This window comes from Streptomyces sp. NPDC050564, from assembly GCF_044457265.1.
Taxonomy (GTDB): domain Bacteria; phylum Actinomycetota; class Actinomycetes; order Streptomycetales; family Streptomycetaceae; genus Streptomyces.
In genome coordinates, this window is record NZ_JBITGS010000030.1 from 1 (window position 1) to 23,175 (window position 23,175).

Here is a 23,175-nt window from a genome sequence, read left to right on the forward strand (position 1 = left end):
CGACCGGTGCGTTGGGCGACGGACACGATCTCCTTGCTGATCCGGTGGTTCACATCCGTGGCATGGCGGCGCTCGGTGTGTGCGCGGCGGGCGAGACGGCGGGTGGCCGAGCGCGTGCGCTTGGCCTGGAGCTCAGCGCGTTTGCGGGCCTGCCAGCGCCGGTAGCGCGACAGCCGCCGCCCCTGGTGGTTGGTGCCATCGCTGGTGGTGGCCAGGTTCACGATGCCCCGGTCCACCCCGATGAAGTCCACCGGCTCATACACCTTGGGCTCAGGGATGTCGCAGGTGGCGATCAGGAACCACTTGCCGCCCTGCCGTACGAGGTCGCTTTCGCCCTTGCGGTGGGCGACGAGCGTCTTGAGCTGGTCGGGTGAGCAGGCGAACCGGATACCCTTCATCCGCCCGTCCACGGTCCAGATGGAGACGGTGCGCGCGTCGTACTGCCACGACAGGCAGCGGTCGTCGAACGGCTGAGCCGCCTGCGGACGGAAGACGATCGGCGAGCCGACGGCCTTGCGGTACCGCTTCGAGGTAGGCGGACCAAGCCTTCCGGCCCGCAGGTTGGCCTGCAGGGTCGCGTAGGCGTCGATTACCTTCTTCACCGCTCGCACCGGCGGCTGCGCGGACAGCCCGAAGGTCGCCTTCAGGTCCGTATACACCTGCCTCTGCAGACCGTTGCGGTCCTTCAGGCCCTGGGCGAAGGCAACGGAAGAGGCCTGCGTAGCGGCCCGGTTGCAGGCGCGCAGGGTCGCCTCGAGCCCCGACGCCTGCACCGGCGTCGGCAGCAGCTTCACGCGCACCACCAACTTCACAAAACCGGACTGTAGTACGACATCCGTACACGCGGCCGCAGTTCACTCAGCAATCACCATGACCGGTGACCAGCGAGACAGACGTTCGCATTCCTCGGCTCCGCCGGGCAGCCCTGCGAGCGCTCCGCGCCCGTCAAGAGCAGACGCGGCGACGCTCCGCGTCGCAGCCACTGGAGGCGATTCCTCCCCGGCGTAAACGCCGGGGCATCCTCGCCAGAATCAGGTGAAATGAACGCATCACCCTGCAGAACCGTCGTCCGCCTGTCCCCTTCGAGCACGGCCAGAGCCCATCGAACGGTACTCGCTTCACGCATACGTCCAGGTCCCGCCAGACCGGCGGCCTGGCGGGACCGTGTCGTCGTTGGCCATGACAGGCCGCATCCGCTGGGTGATGCGCGGCTGCTGGAGTCGATCGGCCTGGCGGGCGGCCAACGCGTTGGACGGAGTTCGCCCTGTCAGCGGCCGCCGCCTGCTGCCGGCTCGGCGCAGGCGCCTGCGGCGCACGCGATGAGCCAGGCGTCGAAGTCGGCGTCGTAGCGGGTGCCGATGCCGGAGTTGTAGACGGCGTAGCCGCCCGTGTAGTCGCCGACTCGGAAGTGGGCGAGCATGCGTTGGATGTCCGCCGGGTGCTTCTCGAACATGTAGCGGACCGCGAGGTAGCCCCAGGGGTAGGTGCGGGTCACGTCGCTGTTGGCGTAGGTGTTCTGGAACAGCGTGCTCAGTGTGTAGGTGCGCCTGCCCGCCTCGGTGATCGCCTGGTCATCGGTGATGCCGCGGTAGCTGTAGGAGATGTATTCGGCCAGGCCCTCGATCCACCAGACGTCGGGCACGGAGGTCTGTCGGGCGAAATCGCCCTTCATGTCGTCACGGGCGTCGAGGTAGTGCGTGTACTCGTGGTTGAGGTTCCAGATCCGCGCCACGAAGCCGTCGTCGTAGTCCTTCTGATACATGATCGAAAGGGGCTGGTTGTGGGGGTCGGCCGGATCTCCCACCAGGGTTATGCCGCCATTGTCCGTGCTGACGCCGAAGATTGCCCCGGCGTAGGTCTGGTAGTCGGCGCGGCTGGCGAACACCACGAGTTGGATGGTTGATTCGTACTGGCCGGGTATGGAGCCCTCGTCCTTGACGAGGCGGTGGAAGTACGGGTCCTGGGCCAGCACGCCTGCGCATGTCGCGTCGAGGTCGGCGGCGGTCAGCGCCTGAGCCCGGATGGTGTGCGTCCCGTCGCAGGCGTGGGTGATCGGCAGCGCGGCCTTCGTCAACTGGCCTGCCAGGTCGCAGACGTCGTAGTACGAGCAACTGGCCTTGTCGTAGTAGTCCGCCTGGCTCGCGACCGCGACCCACAGTTGGGCCGTGGGGCCGGTGATCTTCGAGGCGTTCAACAGGCCCTTGACCAGTGGCCGGACGCGGGCCTGCAGCGCGGGGTGCTCGACGTAGCGGGCGAGGTTCATTCCCGCGTTGGATTCCAGGTAGGCACGATCGGTCCCCAGCAGGTTCATGTGGGTGAGTGCGAACCGGTTGAGGGCGTCGATGATGCCCGGGTCGGCCGTGACCGCGTCGACGTACGCGGAGTTCCAGTTGCCGCGCCAGAGGGGGGTGTAGACGTCGTTGACGGCTGCCACCATGCCGGCGATGGCGTCGTAGGAGCTGTTGTATCCACCCAGCACCCGCCGGTAGACGTTCAGGTAACGGTCCTGCAGGTCGGCACTGTCCGTGAGGATGATGACGTCACCCAGGATGTCGCCGTTCGCGGAGGTGACGTCCCTCGAGTGTGCACGGGCGAAGAACGCGTCCAGGCCGGCGGCCGTGGCTGTGGTCAGGGCCGGGCCGTAGGGGCCGACGTCCGACGGGTTGTAGAACTGCACGTAGTAGCCCGCGCGTACGAACAGCACGAGTTGCCACACATGGGCCGAGTTGTCGCCGCCGTACCTCTTGGCCGCGCCCGTGAAGGCTTTCGCGATGGTGACCATCTGGGCCTCGCGAAAGATCTTGTGCGCATCTGAACCGGTGACGGCGAACAGGCTGTTGACGCAGTCGATGGTCGACGCCTTGACGAACGCGACGAGTGCGGATCCGGTCCGGCTGCCGAAGTCGGCCGGAGTACACGAGGCCGCCCTCGGTGCGGCGTTCGGTCCGGACGTGGCAGCCGGGTCGTGCGGGGGCGTCGCCGGCCTGAGAGGCGGGAGTTGGGCGGGAGTCACCCGTCGGCCCTGCACGGCCCGGTCGGAGGGGCCGAGGGTCGAGCCCGTCGGCGGCACGGGCGACGTCGCGTTTCGGGATCCGATGGCGGCGTTGGTGTGGGCCGGTGGTGGGGGTGCGGCGAGCGCCGGCGTCGCCAGCAGGCCGGCCATGGTGACACCGGCAGCGAGAGAACCGACCACGCATCTGGGCAGGGGTAAGCGGTAGCGCATCTGGACTCCTTCACGGATAGATGCGCCTCGAAAGAGCTGATGAGGCGTGAGAGGCACCTTCTCAATCCCTGCCGCCTCCAACAATGGGGTGTGACATAGCACATTGCACGGCCGCTCCATAACATCCGGCCGGGCCTCACCATCCGGCACGACATCCGACCGGACGCCCAGTGCGGCAGACAGCCGCGCACAGCTCGGTGCGGCCTGAACCCGGCCCTACGGTCCGGCCACGCTCCACGTCCGCGAGACCCACGCCCTCAAGTGCGGCGATTGAGCGATGAGGTCGCGGTACGCCGCAGTGGCGGAAACGAAGAGCGTCTCGGCCACCTCGTCGGGAACCCTGTCGCGCCGCCAGGCCAGCACGTAACGGCACCACAGCGGTGTGCCGATCAGCGGTTTGATCAACACCTCCGGGGTCGGCCGGAGCGTCGCCTGTACCAAGGACACCCCGAGGCCATCGGCAATCATGTTCTGCAACTGCACTCGGTCGCCCAGGAATTCGTGCACCGCCACCGGCGAGAAGCCCGCCGCCTCACATGCGGCATAGAAGACTCCCGGCCAGCCGGCCCCGTCATCAGGTGTCACGAACCAGGCATCATCCGCCAGATCGGCGAGCGTCACCTGAGGGCGATGCCTGAGTCGGTGACGAGCCGACAGGGCCACAAACGTCGGCTCGGTGACGATGCCGCGATGCGCCACCGCGGCAGAGTGGCGCAATTCCATTCCGGGATAGTCCGCGGCGATCGCCGCGTCCACCTCGCCCCCCTCCAGGAGTTCGACGATCTGCGAGGAGGCGTACACACTGCTCACCGTCAGCGACACGTCCGGCAGCCGACTTCGGACCCCGACCACCATGCCCGACAGCACCGGTGAGTTGGTCGCGGCCACGCGCAGGATCCGGCGCGTACTCGCCGCGACCCCCACTGGTCGGAGCCCGATCGCCTCCGCGCGTGCGAGGACGTCTCGCGCCTGAACCACGACCTCCGCTCCGTATGGCGTCAGCTTCACACCAGACACGCCGCGCTCGAACAGCAGCTGACCGAAGAAGCGTTCGATCCGCTGAAGCTGAGTGCTCATGGCCGGTTGCGAGTACCCGAGCTCCGACGCCGCCCGCCCCAGGCTCCCCGCATCAGCGATCGCGCACAGCACGCGCAGATGCCGAAGCTCCAGCTCCATCCGCCCTCTCCCCGTCCGCATCACCGGGCCGCCGGCCACCCGGCCGTGACAACAATGCCGCCCTCTGGTCACACCAGCGGAGGGGAAGCGTTCCATCGCGCCGTCCCACCCACAAGATGCGGATGCGCCGCCATCGGGCACGGGAGTTGATACGCGACCGCTGGGGCGGGTCCGGTGGGTTGCCCAGTGGAAAGCTCGGGGGTGGGTCCGGTCGTCGCGGTGAGCACCCGGTGGAAGTCCCGGCGGCTGGAGCCGCCCTGCGCGGAGCCGCACGCCGACAGGCCCGGATTGCGGGTCGAGTCGGCTGATGTCGCTCACCCGCCGTTCGGCGCCGCCGTGCAGGACCAGGAGACTGGATGACGGCCGGGCTGATGGTGTTCTGGTTGATTTTCGAGATCGGCACCCCAGCATCGGGCCGAGCCCGAGCGGTCCGAGGTGCAGGCCTTCCACACGCCGCTACGGACGGTGTCGCGGCACGGGTCGTCCCGCGAACAGAAACGTCCGATGTCACCGAGCCGGCGCGGCGCGAACCCGCGCCAGTGATCCTCGAGACCGCCGCGCGGGCAGACGCGCTGTTGTGGACCTACGGTGATCTGAGAGAGACCGGCAAACCGAACTGGTACTACCGAGGAGAATGCGATGGAGGAGCACTTCGTCTGGGTAACGACGCGCCGCCTTCAGCCGGGCGCCCTGGAGGAGTTCGAGAGGGCATGGCGCCCGACCCCCTATCCGCAGGGCCTGCGTCGCGCCTTCGCGTACTGGTCCGAGGACGGGCAGGAGATCACCGGGGTGTCGTTCTGGGATTCCAGGGAAGCATGCGACTCCTGGCGGGCTTCGGAGCCTGAGGCGCAGCGGCGGGCGGCCATGGCCCCGTACACCGTCGAAGAGCGGGAAGGCTTCTACCGCGGACGTGAACTCTCCGTCCCCCAGCGGTAGCCATGGACGAGCGGAAGCGGCCCGAAGCCTCCGCGGCCCCGTGACCCGTATCGGAGGTCGTCGATCGGCACGTACGCGGAGCACGCGCCATCGCCCGTCGTTCCACCCACATCACGGGTATGCCACAGCCGTCGGAGATCACCGAGGCCTCACCTGAATGGCTCGAACCCGCCGTGACAGTGCACTCGAACGCGGACACACCTCGGCGGCCGCCACACGACCCGCCTGGGGATTCAAGCCCCACCGCGTCCAGGGGCGCATGTGCGGGCCGCCCGCCGAGGTCCGGATGGACTGGGCCGAGCCCGAACCGGCCCCCTGCTCCGGGCAGCCCGCCCGCTGCGACAAGCGGGGCGACGGCTCAGCCGCCTACCGTAGAGATATGAGCGAGATCGTCGTCGTGTACGAGCTCGGCCGGTCGGCGGCCCATCGCACCTCCCCGGGCGCACCACACGGTGCGGAACAGCCCGTCCGTAGGGTGCACGCAGCCCCCGCCGCCCCGGGAGAGCTCGCCGCGGCTGGACCGCGGTCGCTCTGTGGCAAGGACACCTTCGCCATGGAGACGAGCCACTGGAAGCCGTCCGAGCACCCCGGAGCGCCGTGGTACCCCGCGGAGTACGCGTCCGTGGTCTGCCCCGATTGCGACGCCGTGATGGAGATCTGACACCTGCTCCCTCACGCGTCACCCGGTCTCGCCGGCGCTGCCGTGCCGGGTGACCATGTCGGAGGCGGTGAGCGACCTTCTGGACAGGCTGATGGCCTCCTGGTCATCCTCGCGCAGGAGACCTCACACCCGGAACTCCCGTATCACCGTGTTCCGGAACACTGCCGCACCGCCGATCGTGAACAGCGCGAGCCCGGTGTCGACGAGGTACGGGAACACCTCCATCGAGTGCACGTACCGACCGTCGTCGATGAACACCTCGACGGACGTGCGGTCCACGAAGATCCGTAGCTTCACCTTGCGCGCGGAGGGGTCGAACGAGGTGTGGCTCTCCTGCCACTTGCCGGAGGTGTCGGGGTTGACGGCACCGCGTCGATTGACGAACGCGTAGTCGCCGTACACGCCCACGTCGATGTGCCGACCGCCGTCGGCCGAGCGGCGCAACTGCACGCCCGCGCCCGCGAGTTGGTCCCAGGTGATCTCGCAGGTGAGCTCATAGGCCACGCCGTCGTAGTCCAGCACTCGGCTGCCGTCGACCTCCAGGTCGCCGAGGCGTACCGTGCGCGAGACGTGGTCGTCCAGGACGGCGATCGGCCGCGAGGCCAGGTAGTACGTGCCGGAAGCGGCTCGCTCGAGCGTGATCTCGCGGATGATCGAGTCGGTTCCGTTGAAGCCGTCGCAGTCGATCGTGGGCGTGATGTTCGCGTAGTCCCAGTTGTTCAGCCAGCCCATGGCGTACCGGGTGCGCGGGTCGACGGAGCCGTCGGGCCGGCGCTTTTCGAAGGTGACGGCTCCGTACCAGTCGAAGCCATGGTCGAGCCACTGCGGGTCCGCGGCGTCGGCGCTGAAGGCGTTGCCGTCGAAGGAGCCCGTCCAGTACGCATAGGTGTTCGGCAGCCCGGAGCCCTTGCCGTTGGCGCTCACGCCCAGGACCCACTTCGCCGTACCGTCCGCCGCCGTGATGCGGAACAGGTCGGGGCACTCCAGCGTCCCGATCCCCTCCTTGACGAAGCCGCCCGCGTACGTCCACTTCTTGAGGTCGTCGGAGTGGTAGAGGCCGACCTTCGTGCCCTCGGCGAGCGCCATCGCCCATCGGCCGCGCTCCTCGTCCCGGATCACCTTGGGGTCGCGGAAGTCGCGCACGCCGGGGTTGGGCAGGACCGGATCGGTGCCGTGGTTCGTGAAGGTGCGACCGCCGTCGGTGGAGTAGTACAGGTACTGCGCCTGAGAGGTGGGCCCGTCGTCGTGGGACATCGTCGCGACGACGACGACCGCGCCCGCGCCGAAACCCGCCGTGTCGTCCGCGTCGACGACCGCCGAGCCCGACCAGACGTCCCCGTTGGGGGTCGTGTCCTTGGGGACGGCGACGCCGCGGTCCCGGAAGGCAACCAGGTCGGCGCTGGTGGCCAGGCGCCAGGCGGTGCCGACGGCTCCGGTGAAGTAGTCCGCGTTGTACAGGTAGTAGTAGTGGTACTCACCGTCGATCCAGACCGGTCGCTGCGGGTCGTTCTTCCACGCGTCGGGGACCGTGAAGTGGTACTCGGCGCGGTAACTCGCGCCGGATTTCCCGCTCTTGGGGCGGGCGGCGACCGGCACTGCGGGCAGCGCCACGCCGGCCGCTCCCGCGGCCGATCCGGCGAACAAGGCTCTCCTGGACATCCCACGCATCACGCATCGTTCCTCTCGTGCGAGTCATGCGAACGGCGGCTCATGTGGAATCAGGACTGTAGACCTAACTCGTTAAAGGTCAAGCGTTCGCGACCCTTGACAGGGCCGTGACCCGCTTCACATCATCTGGGGCATCACCCCTGAACTAACACGAGTTAGGCCCGTCAGATGACCGCCTCGCACCTCTCCCGTCGCGCCCTGCTGCGGTACGGCGCCTACGGCGCTGGAGCCGCCGCCTTGGCCGGCACCACGGCGAGCTGGGACCGGCTCACCGGAGCCGACATCCCCGGCCGCGACGACGGCTCCCTCGTCGTCGCCACCCTGGGCTCCGCCTTCGACCAAGCCGCCGTCCGCACCCTCAGCGAGGGCTTCCAGAAGCTGCACCCGGGCATCAGGCTCCGGATCAACGCGGTGCAGGCCGTCGACTGGTCGGACTTCTTCGCGAAGATCCTCACCCAGATCGCGGCGGGCACCGCTCCGGACCTCGTCTACGTCGCCACCGAGGGCGTCCAGCTCTTCGCCGAGCGCCTCGGCGTCCCCCTGGACCGCTGGGTGAAGCGGGACGCGGCGGAACTGCGCGAGTACTTCGCCGACGTCCACCCCTCGCTGGTGGAGTCGATGATGTACGAGGGGAGCCTCTACCAGCTGCCGGTCGAGTTCAACGCGGCCGACATGTATCTCAACAAGCAGGTGCTCAAGCGGGCCGGCGCGGACTTCCCGGCCGCCGACTGGACCCACGACGAATTCACCACGCTGCTACGGGACATGAAGCGCTCCAGCGGCTCCCACTTCACGCCGTACTTCTGGACCAACCGGCTGTGGGGCGGCGTTGTGCCCTGGCTGTTCGCGAACGGCACCAACCTGCTCGCCGAGTCCAAGGCGCCCGGCGGCTCCTGGCTGTGGGACACCTTCTACCCGGCCGCCGAGCGGCGCGGGCGCGGAGGCGGCTTCCGGTGGACCACCCCGCAGGCCACCGACCTCCGCGTGGAGGAGGCGTACGACTACCTCGCCTCGCTCATCCAGGAGGACCTGTGCACCCGCCCCGAGGGCGGCAACGGCAGCAACCTCGTCGGCGTCTTCTCCACCGGCCGCGTCGGCGTCACGCCGGCGGGCGGCTTCTGGGCCGGCGGTCTGCATCTGGCAGGCATGCAGCCCAGCGGCTACGACGTGCAGTACTTCCCGCGTTGGCGCGCCCGGCGCCACCAGTTCGGCGCGGCCGGCTACGCGTTGCTGCGCACATCCAAGAAGCAGGACGAGGCCTGGGAGTTCATCAAGTACGCCGCCCTCAAGGACACGCTGACCCAGCTCTTCAAAGGCAACCAGACCACCCCGGCGCGCCGCTCGATGCTCACCGCCGCCCGCTACCAGGAGACCGGCCCGACGCACTGGCAGGTCTTCTACGACACCCTCGACAAGTTCCCCGACACCGGGCCGATCCCCGCGCCGCCGCAGGTCGCCGAGGTCGAGCAGGTGCTGCTCAAGCACACCGGTACCGCCCTTGCCTCCCCGCGGGCGGTGCGCCCCGCGCTGCGCCGGATGCAGGGCGATCTGGAGAAGGCCATGGAGCGTGACGTATGACGAACACCCAGACCCCGGCCGTACGGACACGCCCGGCGGCACCTCTCCCCGTCGCACCGCGGCCCTCCGTCCGCGACCGCGGCACACGGCTGCTGGCCACGCTGTTCCTGGCACCCACGATCGTCGGGATCGTCGTCTTCACCGTCGTCCCCATCGCCGGCTCGGTCGTCCTCAGCCTGTTCCACTGGAACGTGATCGACTCGCCGAGCTTCGCCGGGGCCGACAACTACCGTGAGTTGCTGGGCGATTCGACCGTGCTGGTCTCCTTCCGCAACACCCTCGTGTTCATGGTGTTCGCGGTGGCGCTGCAGTTGCTGATCGCCCTGGTGCTGGCACTGGCCGTCAACGGGCGAATGCCGGTGTGGCTGCGGTCGGTCTTCCGCTCGGCGTTCTTCTTCCCGCTGGTACTGTCCGCCGCGTCCATCTCGGTGGTGATGAAGTACCTGTTCAACCAGGACTTCGGGGTCGTGAACTGGCTGCTCGGTCTCATCGGGATCGCCCCGGTGCCGTGGTTGACATCGGAGAACTCAGCGATGGCCGCCGTGATTCTCGTCTACGTCTGGCAGCAGTTCGGCTTCTCCTTCCTGCTGTTCGTCGGCGGCCTGAACAACATCCCCAAAGAGATCCACGAGGCCGCCGCCCTGGACGGCGCGACGGGCCTGCGCAAACACCTGACCGTCACGCTGCCCCTGCTGTCACCCACGCTGCTGGTCGCGTCGGTCGTCGGCATCATCAACGCGCTCCAGGTCTTCGAGCAGCCGTACGTCCTCACGAACGGCGGGCCCGGCGACTCCACCAGGACCGTCGTGATGGTCATCTACGAGAACGCCTTCGAGCAGCTGCGCTTCGGCGAGGCGTCCGCGGTGGGCGTGCTGCTGTTCGTGCTGATCATGGCGGTCACCGCCCTCCAGTTCCGGCTCAGCCGGCGTTTCGTCCACTACCAGTGAGCCGGGTGAGTCCCATGAGCCAAGCAACGCTGTCCCTGAGCCGTACGCGGCACTCACTCGCACCCTGGGCACGGATCGCCGCCCTGACCGTATGCGCCCTACTGACCCTCGGGCCGGTCATCTGGACCGTCTCCACCTCGCTGCGCACCCCGGCCGAGTCCTTCGACCTGCCGCCGCGGATCATTCCGACACACCCCACCACCGAGGCGTACCACGGGGTCTTCGACCAGATCGACGTCTGGCTGCTCGCCGTCAACTCCACGCTCGTGACGGCGCTGATCGCCGTGGGCCAGATGATCACGGCGGGCCTGGCCGGATACGCCTTCGCACGCCTCGAATTCCGTTTCAAGAAGCCGCTGTTCGGGCTCGTGCTGGCGACCATGATGGTGCCGCTCCAGGTCACCATCGTGCCCGTGTTCCTGGTACTGAAGTCGATGGGGCTCACGGACACCCTGCTCGGCCTGATCGTCCCGGCCTTCCCGACCGCGTTCGGCACCTTCCTGATGCGCCAGTACTTTCTGGGCATGCCGAAGGATCTCGGCGAGGCAGCCATGCTCGACGGCGCCGGGCCCTGGCGGATCTTCCGGTCCGTATACGCGCCGCTGGCCGCGCCCGGCCTGGCCATCGTGGGCGTGCTGGCCTTCAACTACCACTGGAACGAGTTCTTCCGGCCACTGATCCTCGAGACGTCCAGCCAGAACTACACACTGCCGCTGGGCCTGGTCTCCCTGCAGGGCAACCTCGGCACCGGCTCCATCTCGGTGGTCCTCGCCGGCGTCGTCCTCTCCATGATCCCCGCCGTCGCCGTGTTCGTCGTCGGCCAGCGCCCTCTTCGCGAGGGCATCACCTCCGCAGGAGTCAACCGTTGAGCCACGACCCTCATGCGCCTGACTTCCGGGTCCGTCCGCCGGCCAACTGGATCAACGACCCGAACGGGCCCTTCCGTTGGCGCGGCCGCCACCACCTCTTCTACCAGCACAACCCGGACGCGCCGGTGCACGCGAACATCCACTGGGGTCACGTCTCCAGCCTCGACCTCGCCCACTGGGACCACCACCAGGTCGCACTCACCCCGACGCCCGGCGGCCCGGACGAGGCGGGCTGCTGGTCCGGGTGCGTGGTCGACGACGGAGGGGTGCCGACCGCGGTGTACACGGGAGTCGACCGTGACCACACCGGCCTCGGCACCATCTGCCTGGCGCGGGCGACGGACCCCGACGACGACACGCTCACCGAGTGGAGGCCGCTGCCCACGCCGGTGGTGACCGGCCCGCCGCCCGGTCTGGACGTGGTGATGTTCCGCGACCCGTTCGTCTTCGTCGACGGTGGCCGGCGCTGGGCGCTCGTGGGGGCAGGACACGCGGACGGTACGCCGTCCGTCCTGCTGTACGACTGCGACGACTTGGCCGACTGGCGGTTCGCGGGGGTGCTGGTCGACGGCAACGACCCTGTCGCCACCGACGCGTTCGGCGACAAGGCGGTCGGCTGGGAGTGCCCGCAGATGTACGCGACGGCGAGCGGGGATTGGGGGCTGGTGGTGTCGCTGTGGGACGGAGATCCGTGTGCCACCGGCTACCTGACGGGACGTCTGTGGCGGGACGGCGAAGGAGCGTTGCTTTTCGAGGCGCGGGCCGGCGGCCGGCTCGACCACGGGCGGGACTTCTACGCCCCCGCCGTGCTCCAGGAGACGGACCGGGCCCTGATGTGGGGCTGGTCCTGGGAGGCACGTGAGCAGAGCGAGGCCGTGCGCGCCGGATGGGCCGGCGTCCTCACGGCGCCCCGGGTGGTGGATGTACACCCGGACGGGTCGCTGCGGGTCACCCCGGCCCAGGAGCTCGAAGTGCTGCGCGCCGCCGAGCCGTTCGTCACCGCACCGGGCCGGACCGCGCTCCCGGAGGCGTACGACCTCAGCGTCACAGCGCGCGACCGGACGACCGTGAGTCTGCTCCGGTCCGCCTCGGGCCAGGAGCTGACGGTCCGCCTGGACCCGGAGGCGGGCACCGTGACGCTGGACCGCGGCGGCTGGCCCCGGACAGACGCCGAGGGGGCCCCGCCGATCGAGGTACAGGTGCCACCCCGGGGAGAGCTGAAGTTCCGGGTCCTGGTCGACGGCTCCCTGTACGAGTTGTTCGCCGACGACCGGGCCACCGTCACCGAGCGGGTCTACCGGCGCCCCGACGACGTACCGGAGCTCGTCGTGACGGGATCGGCGGCGGCCGTCATGGGGTGGGAGCAGGTCCCACCGACGCGCGGCTGATCACGGGGCAGGCGATGCGCCGCGCGGAGGTGGGAGGCGTCCGGCCGGTGTCGATGGCGTCGAGGAGCAGCCGGGTGGCGGCCTCGCCCATCGCCCGGTGCGGCAGCGCGACCGTGGTGAGGGGCGGAGCGAGAAAGGCGGCCATGTGCTCCTGGTCGTCGTAGCCCACCACCGACAGGTCGTCGGGAACGGCGATCCCGAGCCGGGTCGCGGCGTGCAGGACACCCGCCGCGACCCGGTCGTTGTAGCAGAAGATCCCGGTGGGGCGCCGGTCGACGGCGGCCCCGTCGAAGAGCCGCGCCGCACCCTCGTAGCCGCTGGAGATCTCGCCTCCGGTCCGTACGACCCATTCCTTGGGAACGGTGATCCCTTCCGCCCGCAGCGCGTCCCGGAAGCCGCGCAGGCGCTCGACCGACGCGATGTCGTCCAGTCCGCCGACCAGCGCGATCCTTTGGTGTCCCTGCTCGAGGAGCAGGCGGGCCGCCGTACGGCCTCCGGCGCGTTCGGCGGGGATGACGGCGGGCAGGGAGTTGTCCTCGGGCAGGCAGTTGGCGAGGACGGAGTGGGTACGGTGCAGGCCCTCGGGGACGCGGACGCGGCGCAGGGACATGGCCGCGTAGATGATGCCGTCCACGCGGCGGTCGAGGAGTTCGGCGACCGCCGCGTCCTCCTTGGCCGCGTCGCCGCCCGAGTCGACAGTCAGGACGAGGTGCTCGCTGTCCCAGGCGGTCTCCATGGCGCCGCGCAGCAGCCGGCCCGCGAAGGGCGATGAGGCGATCTCGTCGGTGATCAGACCGATCACGGCGGTACGGCGGCGGCGCAGGCCGCGGGCGACCGGGTCGGGGCGGTAGCCGAGCTGGGCCGCGGCCTGGCGGATGCGTTCCTGGGTGGCGAGCGAGAGGTTGCCGTCGGCACGGCCGTTGAACACGAAGGAGACCGCGGTGTGCGACACACCGGCGAGCCGCGCGACGTCCCGGGACGTGGGACGCCCGGTTCCCGTCGTGTGGCTGTCCTCGGTGCTGCCCATACCGTCCGCTGCCCTCATCCCCCACCCGCCCGGTTGATCACTCCCCACCCTATCGGCGACCGGGACGCCGGCGCTGTCCGCCTGCCATCCGTGCGCGGGCCGAGCGGGCTCGCGTACTGGGCCAAGGGCGCAGCGGCGATCCGTGCCCGATTTCCTGCTGGAAGCACGGCTCGCCGTGCCGACGAGCAGGCTCTGCCCCCTGGGGGCTCATGCGCCGGATTCCAGCACCTGCTTCAGGGTGGCGAGTTCGGTGTCGACCAGCGCGGTCTGCTCGTCGAAGAACGTGTCGGTGAACGCGGGCGGCTGGAAGAAGGTGATCATGAATTCGCTGCCGGTGCCATTGGGGACGACCCGGGCGGGGACCTGACGGGTCCAGTTGGCCGCGTCGGCGAGGAATGCGAAGACGTCGGCGACGGGCCGGTCGATGCGGACCGTCTTGGTGACGGACCGGGCGGTGGTCGCGGTGGTGCTCATGGCAGGGCCTTTCAGATGTTCGTCCCGGGGGTGTCGTGCTGGGCTTCGCCGATGAGGCGGCGTATCCACGCCTCCAGCTGTTCGCGCTGCCGGGGGGTGAGGGAGTCGAAGAAGTGCGAGTCATTGCGGTCGGCGATCGCGGCCAGTTCGGGGACCAGCTCGTGCCCTGCCTGCGTCAGGGTCAGGCGCAGGCTGCGGCGCGAGGCCGGGTCCGGTTCGCGCGTCATCAGTCCCTTGGCGGCCAGTCGGTCGACCAGGCGCGAAACGGCGCCGGCGTCGATATCGATGTACCGGGCCACCTCACCCGCGGTCGTCGCGTCACCGCGATGGACGGTGACCAGCACTGCCCACTGGGAGACGGTCACGTCATGGCGGGCGAGTTCTTTCTCGAAGCGCCCGTGCACTTCGTCGGAGAGCCGACGGAGCCAGTAGCCGAGATGGTCACGCAGGCCGCTTGGTGGGGTCGTCACTCCTCCACCATGAATGTCGCGACAAGTGTTGTCAAGACATCAGTTAGCGGCGTCGAGCCAGGATGCGCGACTTAATTCCTGGAGCGCCTTTGCATGACCATGCGCGAAGATGCATACTCTTCCTATGTCTAAGGTCCTCACCTCCCTTCCCGCCGGCGAGCGCGTCGGTATCGCCTTCTCAGGCGGCCTCGACACCTCGGTCGCGGTCGCGTGGATGCGCGACAAGGGCGCCGTCCCGTGCACCTACACCGCCGACATCGGCCAGTACGACGAGCCCGACATCGCCTCGGTGCCCGGTCGCGCGAAGACCTACGGTGCCGAGATCGCGCGCTTGGTCGACTGCCGCGCGGCGCTGGTCGAGGAGGGCCTGGCCGCGCTCACCTGCGGGGCGTTCCACATCCGCTCGGGCGGGCGTGCCTACTTCAACACCACGCCGCTCGGCCGCGCCGTCACGGGCACCCTCCTGGTCCGGGCGATGCTCGAGGACGACGTACAGATCTGGGGCGACGGCTCGACCTTCAAGGGCAACGACATCGAGCGGTTCTACCGGTACGGCCTGCTCGCCAACCCGCACCTGCGGATCTACAAGCCCTGGCTGGACGCGGACTTCGTGACCGAGCTCGGCGGTCGCAAGGAAATGTCGGAGTGGCTCCTGGCCCACGACCTGCCCTACCGCGACAGCACGGAGAAGGCGTACTCCACCGACGCGAACATCTGGGGCGCCACCCACGAGGCCAAGACCCTGGAGCACCTCGACACGGGCGTGGAGACCGTGGAGCCGATCATGGGCGTGCGGTTCTGGGACTCCTCGGTCGAGATCCCCACCGAGGACGTGACCATCGGCTTCGACCAGGGCCGCCCGGTGACGATCAACGGCAAGGAGTTCGCCTCCCCCGTCGACCTGGTGATGGAGGCCAACGCCATCGGCGGCCGCCACGGCATGGGCATGTCGGACCAGATCGAGAACCGGATCATCGAGGCCAAGAGCCGCGGCATCTACGAGGCACCCGGCATGGCCCTGCTGCACGCGGCCTACGAGCGCCTGGTGAACGCGATCCACAACGAGGACACCCTCGCCCAGTACCACAATGAGGGACGGCGCCTGGGCCGGCTGATGTACGAGGGTCGCTGGCTGGATCCGCAGGCCCTGATGGTGCGCGAGTCGCTGCAGCGCTGGGTCGGCTCAGCGGTCACCGGCGAGGTGACGCTGCGGCTGCGGCGCGGTGAGGACTACTCGATCCTCGACACCACGGGCCCGGCGTTCAGCTACCACCCGGACAAGCTGTCCATGGAGCGCACCGAGGACTCTGCATTCGGCCCGGTGGACCGGATCGGCCAGCTCACCATGCGCAACCTCGACATCGCCGACTCGCGCGCCAAGCTGGAGCAGTACGCCGGGCTCGGCCTGATCGGCACCGGCAGCCCCGCCATCGGCGCGGCCCAGGCGGCCGCGACCGGGCTGATCGGCACCATGCCGGAAGGCGGCGCCGAGGCCATCGCCTCCCGCGGCGAAGTCACCGGTGACGACGAGATGCTGGACCGCGCCGCGATGGAGTCCGGTACGGACTGACCGGCCCCGCCGAGCGGAAAGCTCGACACCCCCGAAGAGACGCACCATCGGAAAGGCCGGCTCGACGCACTCGGCGTCGAGGCGGCCTTTTCCACTTCCACTGAGCCCCGATCGGAACTTACGTCACCTACGGTCAGGGCATGGAAATGGTCTGCGGCGTCGTCGGCATCGAGTACTCGCACTTCTATATCAGCGAACACGTCGAGCCCGGCATCGACAGTTCCACGCAGGAACCCGACTTCCGCACCGACGCCCCGGTGATCCTTACGCCTGGCCGGCTCACCATCGTCAGCAATGTGCAGTCGCACGACGCTTGGGTGACGCTCATGCTTTCCGAGACGGAGCCTGTCCAGCAGACGGAGCAGTGGCAACGACTCGGCAACTGGACCTACCGGCCGGTGCACGGAGGACGGATGGGCATATCCGGCCCCACCACTGGCCCCGCTACGCCTGCCATGGACTGGCTTTCCGGTGGGCAGGGCGATGACCGGTCGCTGCACCTCGACCCGGCCACGGCCTACGGCGTCCACGTCTACGCCAAGGGCCGCCAGGACTCCCGTGCCCGCTACGAGGCGGCCAAGAGCGCGGGGAATGGGGCATCCACGCGGGATTCGAGGACTACGTGATCGTGTTCATCCCCACCGAACGGCAGAGGACGTCCCGACCTACGAGTTGAATCACCCGTACCGACGGTGCTCAGAACCTTGGGCATGGAGCAGTCCGGGATGAGCCGACGAACACGCGTCGGCGCCGCGCCGAGCTCCGATGGCGCTCAACTCCGGTCCGGCAGCAGGTCCGACACGCGTCACCCGAAGTCCGCGCGCGGTCCCGCCTCGTACGCGCCGGAGGAAGAGCATGGTGGCGACAACTGACATCGACCCGGCCGGTGTTCCTTCGTAGGGTGGCAGCCACTGATCGTCCATTTCCCCACCGCGCGCCCGCAGAGGACCGAATGCCGACCAGACTTGTCCAGTACCTGACAGTAATTTCCGCGGTTCTCACACTGCTGACCACAGCCCCGACCGCGGTCGCCGCCGTCCCGGAGCCCGTCGCCTCCGAGGCCCCCGCACAGACCACTCCCCCAGCGGCCGACACCTGGCAGCCGCCGTTGTCCACCCGCGGCCGCTACATCGTCGACGCCCAGGGGCACCGGTTCCGACTGAAGTCGGCCAACTGGGACGGCGCGCAGGGCTCGTGGACAGGAAGCGGCAGCACCGCCGATCCCGCCAACCACCACGCCGGCCAGAACTCGTACGGCATCCCCCTCGGCCTGGACCGCACCCCGCTGCCCCAGCTGCTCACAGACTTCCAGGAACTCGGCATCAACAGCATCCGGCTGCCATTCTCCAACGAGATGATCCACTCGACGACCGCGGTGCCGGATGCCGCGGTCGCGGCCAACCCGCAGCTGCGCGGCAAGACGCCGCTGCAGATCTACGACGCCGTCGTGGCCGCCCTCACCGGCGACGGGTTCGCGGTCATCCTCAACAACCACACCAACTCCTCCCGGTGGTGCTGCGGGATCGACGGAAACGAACGCTGGAACAGCGGTCAGTCCACCCAGCAGTGGGCCGACGACTGGGTCTTCATGGCCCGCCGTTATGCCACCGACTCCGGTGTCGTGGGCGCGGATCTCTACAACGAAGTGCGCCGCGACATCATGGACGACCCCAACTGGGGCCTGGGCGACAGCCACGACTGGTACGCCGCGGCACAACTCGCCGCCGACCGCATCCTCACCGAGGCCAACCCCGATCTCCTCATTGTCATCGAGGGCATCAACTGGACCGGTCTGCCCGTCGACGGACTGCCGCACGACCGCCCCACCCTCACGCCCGTGCGCACGCTCTCGCACACCCTCGTGGACGCTCACAAGCTCGTCTACTCCGCACACTTCTACGGCTACACCGGTCCCCGGCACAGTGGCGCCACCGGAATCGGCGAGACCCACGATCCCCGCTATCAGGACCTGACCCGCGACCAGCTGTACCAAGTCCTCGCCGACCAGGCCTTCTTCGTCACCGCGGAAGGGCAGCACTACACCGCGCCGGTGTGGGTCAGCGAGTTCGGCATCGGCGCCAACGAGACGGGCACCGCCGCCCGCACCTGGTTCGGTAACGTCACCGACTACTTCGCCGACCATGACGCCGACTTCGCCTACTGGCCTTTGGTCGGCTGGGAGGGTCACGACGACTGGGCCCTGCTGCGCTACGACAGCGCGGGACGACGGTCCGGCATCCTCGACCAGGGCGACTGGCGCGGCACCGCCTGGGACCACCTCATGACGTCACCGACCCGCACCGGGTACATCACGTCGACACCTGTCTGGCGCATGCTGACCACCGACCACGGTGACCAGGTCCAGTCTCTGCGGGTGCGGGCCGGCGGCGACTGGGATCCGGGAGCCTACAAGGCCGCCTGCCCCGACGGCCTGCGGTTGATCGGCCTCAGCCACACGGGCGGCCGCGGCCTGTGCACCGACACGACCGGCGGAGACCTGCGCGCCGCGGGCAACGTCCACACAGTCGTCACCGACGAACGCTACGTTCCCGCAGGCGGCGACTGGGCCGGCGGCTACACCAAACTCCAGTGCCCCGCCGGGCAGTTCCTCATCGGCTACAGCCACCGCGGCGACCGTGTGTCGGCGGCCCTGTGCGCGCCCGCCCGCACCCCACTGGGCCACACCGGACGGACCGTCTGGTTCGACCGGTCCGACAACCGGCCCAACGACGGGGCCGGCGGCGACTTCGCCCAGGGCCACTACAAAGGACAGTGCGCCGCCGGCGAGTACACCGCCGGCATCGCCTTCACCACCCGCCTGGGCAGCACGCCAGGCCCCGCGGCTCTGTTCTGCAGCCCGCTGCAACGCTGAAGCACCCGCCCTCCTGACCGACGCCACCGGACAGGTGAAGGTGGACCCGGCCCTGGAGACGGCCGGGTCCACCGCAGCCTCAGCCATCGGTACCGGGAGGAACGGGGCCGACGGCGTCCGGGGTCAGCCGGAGCAGAGTGTCAGATGGACGCTGTCACTCCTGGATACCGATGCCGGGGTGCGGGGACCGGCCGCAGAGCTGGATCACAGGGCGCGGGCGGCACCGGCTCCCGCTCCGGCACCGGCTCGGAGCAGGCGTAAGACCGGATCGCACGGCCGAGCTGCGGACCCCGGCGGAAACCGCGCCCCGCACCTCCGCCGGGAATGGTTGCACCGGCACATAGTGACATCCGTCACCCCGGACTCCCGCGTCAACGCGGTTCGGTAGTACATGTCACCCGGGCGACATGTGGAGACTTGCCGCCCGGAAACAGACAAACGGCGCACATGATCCGGCGGCTTGCGCCCCATTCTGCTCCCTCGCGCCGCTCACCGGGCACATAAGGCGTCCTGACGAAGCGTCAGGTCTTGGCTCGCTCCGGTGAGCCGGGGCTGCACACCTGTGCGCCCGATTCAAGGGCGATCGAGGTCTACGAGGCCGGGTAGTAGTGCCGCTCGTTGCCGGTCGCTCACTCAGCTTTTAACAATGACGGCCCCAGCAGGCGTCACCGCAGCTCAGGCACCGCGTTCGTGCAGAGCCGAGCCCACCGGAGGCGCACCCGCGACGATGGAGCGAGGTCCGCATGAGCAAGCACCGCAGGAAGACGCGCCACCGGCAGATAGCCATCGCTGCCGTCGCACTGAGCGCGCTGGCCATACCGTCCGCCGCCATGGCCTGTAGCAACGATCCGGGCAGCGAGGACGCCGCGTCCCACGGTCACTGGAGGACCTGGAAGAACGCCTCCCTCAAGGAGCGGAGGGCCGGGGAGTGGATCTCGCACCGTTCGGCGCGGACTTGGCGCACAGCGGGGGCACCCGCCTCGACCGCAGCCCCTACCCCCAGCACGCCCGCCTCGACGGCACCCGCCAAACCCACGGCGCCCGCTTCGACGGCACCCGCCAAACCCACCGCGCCGGCCGCGACGGCACCCGCCAAACCCAGGACGCCCACCGCCTCGTCCCCGAGCGCCCCCAGCACGGCAGCCCCCGCATCCAGTGCCGTGGCTCGCGTCGTGGCGCTGGTCAACAGCGAGCGCAGCAAGGCCGGATGCTCCCCCGTGACGCTGAACGCGAAGCTCTCGAAGGCAGCCCAGGATCACAGCGCGGACATGGCGAGCCACCAGAACATGTCCCACACGGGCTCCGACGGTTCGGATCCGGGCCAACGGATCACGCGTGCCGGCTACACCTGGAGTGCCTACGGCGAGAACGTCGCGTACGGATACTCCACCCCCGAGCAGGTCATGGCGGGCTGGATGGCCAGCCCCGGCCATAAGGCCAACATCCTGACCTGCGATTTCAAGGAGATCGGCGTCGGCCTCGCGCAGCCCGGCAACTACTGGACGCAGGACTTCGGCCTGGCCCGCTGACCGCACGCGCCGGAATCCGTACCCCTGGCGAGGCGCCCCACCCCGCCCCGGGATCCGCCCCGGGATCCGTCCCGGGGCGGGGTCAATGGAGGGACTGCCCATCCCCGAGACGCTCCGTCCCAGTAGTCAGTGGGCGATGAGCTGCTGGCCCCCGTCGATGTCGTACGTCGCGCCGGTGAGGGCGTCGTTGCACATGATGTGTACGGCCAGAGCGGCCACGTCGGCCGGTTCGACGACCCGGTGGATGGGGAGCGTGGCGCGCAGTTCCTCGCGCCGGGCGTCGAGCTGATCGCCCAGGAGCGCGGCCGACAGGGGCGTGTCGACGAAGCCGGCCGCGATGAGGTTCACGCGGATCGGCGCCAGTTCGAGCGCCAGGTTCGCGGTGAGGGCGGGCAGCGCCGCGGTCAATGCGGACACGATGGTCATGCCGACACCGTGGCGCCGACCGCCGGTGCCGCCCATGAACAGCAGCGTGCCTCCGGCTCGGACCCTGTCACGGCTGTAGAGGGCCACCCCGAGCGTCGTGGCAAGGCGCTCGTCGACCTCACGGCGGGCGTCCGCGAGGTCCATGTTCGCCAAGGGCATGTAGGACGGGCTGCCGGCTGTGACCATCACATGGTCGACCGAACCGGGCAGATCCTGGAAGAACTGCTGGAGACGGTCGGTGTCGGTGGCGTCGAACACCGCTGTGCTCACAGGCTGAATCTCGCGTGCGGCTTCCTGCAGCCGCTCCGGATTACGGCCGACCATGACCACCCGACCACCTCCCGCGCGTACCTGGCGGGCGGTTTCCAGCCCGATACCCGCGCTGGCGCCGATCACCACAACAGTCTGGTCGGCGAGGTCGAGCCGGCGATGGGGGCCGGTGGCGTCGGGCGCTGCAGTCATGGCACAGCCCCGCCGCCGAAGACCGTCACACAGTCGTAGTCCAGGTCGCTGCCCGTCATCCGAACCCCCGGATATCAGTCCCTCGTCCCAGTGTCGCGCCTGGGGCCGCTGATCGCCTGTCTGCCATCCGGCTGCCTGCTCTTGCGAGAACGGGAGCGTCGGCAACCGCATGATCGGCCGGCACGGACAAAAGGGCCGCCAGGAGCGATACGCCACCGGCACGGCGCGGGCCGCGGGCGCGCAGCTCCGGGTTCAGCCGCCCAATGCCGCCTGGACCACCGCCTTGGCCTCCTCCTGCACCGTACGCAGGTGGCCCTGTCCGAGGAACGACTCGGCATAGATCTTGTAGACGTCCTCGGTGCCCGAGGGCCGTGCCGCGAACCAGGCGTTGGCGGTCGTGACCTTGATGCCGCCGATGGGCGCGCCGTTGCCGGGGGCGTGGGTCAGCACTGAGGTGACAGCTTCTCCGGCGAGGGTGTCCGCGCCGACCTGTTCGGGAGAGAGCCGGGCGAGGAGGGCCTTCTCCTCGCGTGACGCGGGGGCATCGATGCGCTCGTATGCGGGTGCGCCGAAGCGGTCGGTGAGCTTGGCGTAGTGCTCGGACGGTGTCTTGCCGGTGACCGCTGTGATCTCGCCTGCGAGCAACGCCAGGATGATGCCGTCCTTGTCGGTGGTCCACACCGAGCCGTCCCGGCGCAGGAAGGAAGCGCCGGCCGACTCCTCGCCACCGAAGCCGAGCGAGCCGTCGACCAGTCCGTCCACGAACCATTTGAAGCCCACCGGAACCTCGACCAGTCGACGGTCCAGGTCGGCCGCGACCCGGTCGATCATTCCGGACGACACCAGGGTCTTGCCCACACCCGCGTCCGCGGGCCAGCGGTCGCGGTGGGAGTAGAGGTAGGAAATGGCGGTGGCCAGGTAGTGGTTGGGGTTCATCAGCCCCGCGTCCGGTGTGACGATGCCGTGCCGGTCGGCGTCCGCGTCGTTGCCCGTGGCGATCCGGAAACGGTCACGCTGTGCGATGAGCGACGCCATCGCGTAGGGCGACGAGCAGTCCATACGGATCTTGCCGTCCCAGTCCAGCGTCATGAAGCGCCAGGTCGGGTCGGTGAGAGGGTTGACCACCGTCAGGTCGAGTTCGTGCTGCTCGGCGATGCGGCCCCAGTAGGCGACCGACGCCCCGCCCAGCGGGTCGGCGCCGAGAGGCACGCCGGCGGCGCGGATCGCGTCGAGGTCCAGCACGTTCGGCAGGTCCAAGACGTAGGTTCCGAGAAAGTCGTACCGGGCGGTGCTGGAGGCGGCGAGGGCCCGGACGTAGGGAAGGCGGCGCACGTCCTTCAGCCCGCCCGCGATGATCTGGTTGGCGCGGTCCTGGATCCAGGAAGTCGCCTCGGAGCCGGCCGGTCCGCCGTTCGGCGGGTTGTACTTGAAGCCCCCGTCGGCGGGCGGGTTGTGGGAGGGAGTGACGACCACACCGTCCGCGAGGCCCAAGGAGCGTCCGCGGTTGTGGGTGAGGATGGCGTGTGACACCGCCGGGGTGGGCGTGTAGCCGTCCGCGGCGTCGATGAGCACTGTCACCTCGTTGGCGGCGAACACCTCCAGGGCGGTGACCTTCGCGGGCTCCGACAGCGCATGGGTGTCGGCGCCCAGGAAGAGGGGACCGTCAGTGCCCTGGCCGGCCCGGTATTCACAAATGGCCTGACTGGTCGCGGCGATATGGTCCTCGTTGAACGCGGTGTCCAGTGACGACCCGCGGTGTCCGGACGTGCCGAAGGCGACGCGCTGGCCCGGTTCGGCGGGGTCGGGGTGAAGTGCGTAATACGCGGTGACCAGTCGGGCGACGTCGATGAGATCCTCGGGACCGGCCGGCCTGCCCGCTCGCTCGTGCACCATGTGCCC

Annotated in this window: 19 protein-coding genes; 10 read left to right on the forward strand and 9 right to left on the reverse strand. The window is 69.2% G+C overall.

All coding sequences use genetic code 11. From position 1 onward, the window contains the following. The 3 genes from ACIBK0_RS36975 to ACIBK0_RS36985 form a co-directional block, all read right to left on the reverse strand. On the reverse strand, positions 1 to 812 hold an 812-nt coding region (locus ACIBK0_RS36975; protein ID WP_399089667.1), incomplete at its 3' end, for a transposase. A gap of 455 nt (positions 813 to 1,267) precedes the next feature. Continuing rightward, positions 1,268 to 3,223: a collagenase gene (locus ACIBK0_RS36980; protein WP_399089670.1), complete on the reverse strand. Its 1,956-nt coding sequence runs from the start codon at positions 3,221 to 3,223 to the stop codon at positions 1,268 to 1,270. 216 nt (positions 3,224 to 3,439) lie between these two features. Continuing rightward, complete coding sequence (locus ACIBK0_RS36985) at positions 3,440 to 4,399, reverse strand: LysR family transcriptional regulator (RefSeq protein WP_399089674.1); 960 nt, start codon at positions 4,397 to 4,399, stop codon at positions 3,440 to 3,442. A 639-nt stretch (positions 4,400 to 5,038) separates the two neighbouring features. On the opposite strand from ACIBK0_RS36985, the gene ACIBK0_RS36990 reads away from it, so the two are divergent. Beyond that, a complete protein-coding gene (locus tag ACIBK0_RS36990) occupies positions 5,039 to 5,335 on the forward strand; it encodes a hypothetical protein (RefSeq protein ID WP_399089677.1) in 297 nt (98 codons plus the stop codon). A gap of 379 nt (positions 5,336 to 5,714) precedes the next feature. After that, complete coding sequence (locus ACIBK0_RS36995) at positions 5,715 to 5,996, forward strand: hypothetical protein (protein WP_399089680.1); 282 nt, start codon at positions 5,715 to 5,717, stop codon at positions 5,994 to 5,996. Positions 5,997 to 6,119: 123 nt separating this feature from the next. Here the strand turns inward: ACIBK0_RS36995 and ACIBK0_RS37000 are convergent, their stop codons facing one another. Further along, positions 6,120 to 7,664, reverse strand: a complete 1,545-nt coding sequence (locus ACIBK0_RS37000) for a glycoside hydrolase family 32 protein (protein ID WP_399089683.1) — start codon at positions 7,662 to 7,664, stop codon at positions 6,120 to 6,122. 168 nt (positions 7,665 to 7,832) lie between these two features. Here ACIBK0_RS37000 and ACIBK0_RS37005 point away from each other — a divergent pair, with 168 nt between their 5' ends. From ACIBK0_RS37005 to ACIBK0_RS37020, 4 genes are read left to right on the forward strand one after another with little or no spacing between them, the layout of a single operon-like run. Further along, positions 7,833 to 9,242, forward strand: a complete 1,410-nt coding sequence (locus ACIBK0_RS37005) for an extracellular solute-binding protein (RefSeq protein WP_399089686.1) — start codon at positions 7,833 to 7,835, stop codon at positions 9,240 to 9,242. Then, positions 9,239 to 10,189 (forward strand): carbohydrate ABC transporter permease, encoded by a 951-nt coding sequence (locus tag ACIBK0_RS37010; protein ID WP_399089689.1) that lies wholly within the window; start codon positions 9,239 to 9,241, stop codon positions 10,187 to 10,189. Before ACIBK0_RS37005 ends, ACIBK0_RS37010 begins: the two co-directional genes overlap by 4 nt. A gap of 14 nt (positions 10,190 to 10,203) precedes the next feature. Further along, entirely contained in the window at positions 10,204 to 11,058 is an 855-nt protein-coding gene (locus ACIBK0_RS37015; RefSeq protein WP_399089692.1) for a carbohydrate ABC transporter permease, read from the forward strand. Further along, positions 11,055 to 12,446 (forward strand): glycoside hydrolase family 32 protein, encoded by a 1,392-nt coding sequence (locus ACIBK0_RS37020; RefSeq protein ID WP_399089696.1) that lies wholly within the window; start codon positions 11,055 to 11,057, stop codon positions 12,444 to 12,446. Before ACIBK0_RS37015 ends, ACIBK0_RS37020 begins: the two co-directional genes overlap by 4 nt. Here ACIBK0_RS37020 and ACIBK0_RS37025 read toward each other — a convergent pair. The 3 genes from ACIBK0_RS37025 to ACIBK0_RS37035 form a co-directional block, all read right to left on the reverse strand. Further along, positions 12,409 to 13,473, reverse strand: a complete 1,065-nt coding sequence (locus tag ACIBK0_RS37025; RefSeq protein WP_399089699.1) for a LacI family DNA-binding transcriptional regulator — start codon at positions 13,471 to 13,473, stop codon at positions 12,409 to 12,411. The two genes, ACIBK0_RS37020 and ACIBK0_RS37025, sit on opposite strands and share 38 nt — an antisense overlap. A 207-nt stretch (positions 13,474 to 13,680) precedes the next feature. Beyond that, positions 13,681 to 13,947, reverse strand: a complete 267-nt coding sequence (locus ACIBK0_RS37030) for a hypothetical protein (RefSeq protein WP_399089702.1) — start codon at positions 13,945 to 13,947, stop codon at positions 13,681 to 13,683. 11 nt (positions 13,948 to 13,958) lie between these two features. Beyond that, a complete protein-coding gene (locus tag ACIBK0_RS37035; protein WP_399089705.1) occupies positions 13,959 to 14,417 on the reverse strand; it encodes a MarR family winged helix-turn-helix transcriptional regulator in 459 nt (152 codons plus the stop codon). A gap of 124 nt (positions 14,418 to 14,541) precedes the next feature. On the opposite strand from ACIBK0_RS37035, the gene argG reads away from it, so the two are divergent. The 4 genes from argG to ACIBK0_RS37055 all read left to right on the forward strand — a co-directional run bounded on the left by argG (position 14,542) and on the right by ACIBK0_RS37055 (position 20,388). Further along, the gene (gene argG / locus ACIBK0_RS37040) at positions 14,542 to 15,987 is read left to right on the forward strand and encodes an argininosuccinate synthase (protein WP_399089708.1); all 1,446 of its coding nucleotides are present in this window, start codon (positions 14,542 to 14,544) and stop codon (positions 15,985 to 15,987) included. 140 nt (positions 15,988 to 16,127) lie between these two features. Further along, positions 16,128 to 16,613, forward strand: coding sequence for a hypothetical protein (locus ACIBK0_RS37045; protein WP_399089711.1), 486 nt, complete (start codon positions 16,128 to 16,130; stop codon positions 16,611 to 16,613). A gap of 326 nt (positions 16,614 to 16,939) precedes the next feature. Then, positions 16,940 to 18,859, forward strand: coding sequence for a glycoside hydrolase family 5 protein (locus tag ACIBK0_RS37050; RefSeq protein WP_399089714.1), 1,920 nt, complete (start codon positions 16,940 to 16,942; stop codon positions 18,857 to 18,859). Between the two features lie 743 nt (positions 18,860 to 19,602). Continuing rightward, the gene (locus ACIBK0_RS37055; protein WP_399089718.1) at positions 19,603 to 20,388 is read left to right on the forward strand and encodes a CAP domain-containing protein; all 786 of its coding nucleotides are present in this window, start codon (positions 19,603 to 19,605) and stop codon (positions 20,386 to 20,388) included. A gap of 126 nt (positions 20,389 to 20,514) precedes the next feature. On the opposite strand, the gene ACIBK0_RS37060 is transcribed toward ACIBK0_RS37055, so the two are convergent. Both ACIBK0_RS37060 and pgm read right to left on the reverse strand, forming a co-directional pair. Next, positions 20,515 to 21,276, reverse strand: coding sequence for an SDR family oxidoreductase (locus ACIBK0_RS37060; protein ID WP_399089721.1), 762 nt, complete (start codon positions 21,274 to 21,276; stop codon positions 20,515 to 20,517). A gap of 252 nt (positions 21,277 to 21,528) precedes the next feature. Continuing rightward, positions 21,529 to 23,169, reverse strand: coding sequence for a phosphoglucomutase (alpha-D-glucose-1,6-bisphosphate-dependent) (gene pgm, locus ACIBK0_RS37065; RefSeq protein WP_399089724.1), 1,641 nt, complete (start codon positions 23,167 to 23,169; stop codon positions 21,529 to 21,531). Positions 23,170 to 23,175 lie beyond the last annotated feature (6 nt).

Coding starts and splice junctions, on each gene's coding strand:
- ACIBK0_RS37055 (WP_399089718.1), top strand. CDS start 19,603: ATGAGCAAGCACCGCAGGAAGACGCGCCACCGGCAGATAGCCATCGCT.
- argG (WP_399089708.1), top strand. CDS start 14,542: ATGTCTAAGGTCCTCACCTCCCTTCCCGCCGGCGAGCGCGTCGGTATC.
- ACIBK0_RS37045 (WP_399089711.1), top strand. CDS start 16,128: ATGGAAATGGTCTGCGGCGTCGTCGGCATCGAGTACTCGCACTTCTAT.
- ACIBK0_RS36980 (WP_399089670.1), bottom strand. CDS start 3,223: ATGCGCTACCGCTTACCCCTGCCCAGATGCGTGGTCGGTTCTCTCGCT.
- ACIBK0_RS37015 (WP_399089692.1), top strand. CDS start 10,204: ATGAGCCAAGCAACGCTGTCCCTGAGCCGTACGCGGCACTCACTCGCA.
- pgm (WP_399089724.1), bottom strand. CDS start 23,169: ATGGTGCACGAGCGAGCGGGCAGGCCGGCCGGTCCCGAGGATCTCATC.
- ACIBK0_RS37060 (WP_399089721.1), bottom strand. CDS start 21,276: ATGACTGCAGCGCCCGACGCCACCGGCCCCCATCGCCGGCTCGACCTC.
- ACIBK0_RS37000 (WP_399089683.1), bottom strand. CDS start 7,664: ATGCGTGGGATGTCCAGGAGAGCCTTGTTCGCCGGATCGGCCGCGGGA.
- ACIBK0_RS37030 (WP_399089702.1), bottom strand. CDS start 13,947: ATGAGCACCACCGCGACCACCGCCCGGTCCGTCACCAAGACGGTCCGC.
- ACIBK0_RS37025 (WP_399089699.1), bottom strand. CDS start 13,473: ATGGGCAGCACCGAGGACAGCCACACGACGGGAACCGGGCGTCCCACG.
- ACIBK0_RS37010 (WP_399089689.1), top strand. CDS start 9,239: ATGACGAACACCCAGACCCCGGCCGTACGGACACGCCCGGCGGCACCT.
- ACIBK0_RS36995 (WP_399089680.1), top strand. CDS start 5,715: ATGAGCGAGATCGTCGTCGTGTACGAGCTCGGCCGGTCGGCGGCCCAT.
- ACIBK0_RS37050 (WP_399089714.1), top strand. CDS start 16,940: ATGCCGACCAGACTTGTCCAGTACCTGACAGTAATTTCCGCGGTTCTC.
- ACIBK0_RS36990 (WP_399089677.1), top strand. CDS start 5,039: ATGGAGGAGCACTTCGTCTGGGTAACGACGCGCCGCCTTCAGCCGGGC.
- ACIBK0_RS37005 (WP_399089686.1), top strand. CDS start 7,833: ATGACCGCCTCGCACCTCTCCCGTCGCGCCCTGCTGCGGTACGGCGCC.
- ACIBK0_RS36985 (WP_399089674.1), bottom strand. CDS start 4,399: ATGGAGCTGGAGCTTCGGCATCTGCGCGTGCTGTGCGCGATCGCTGAT.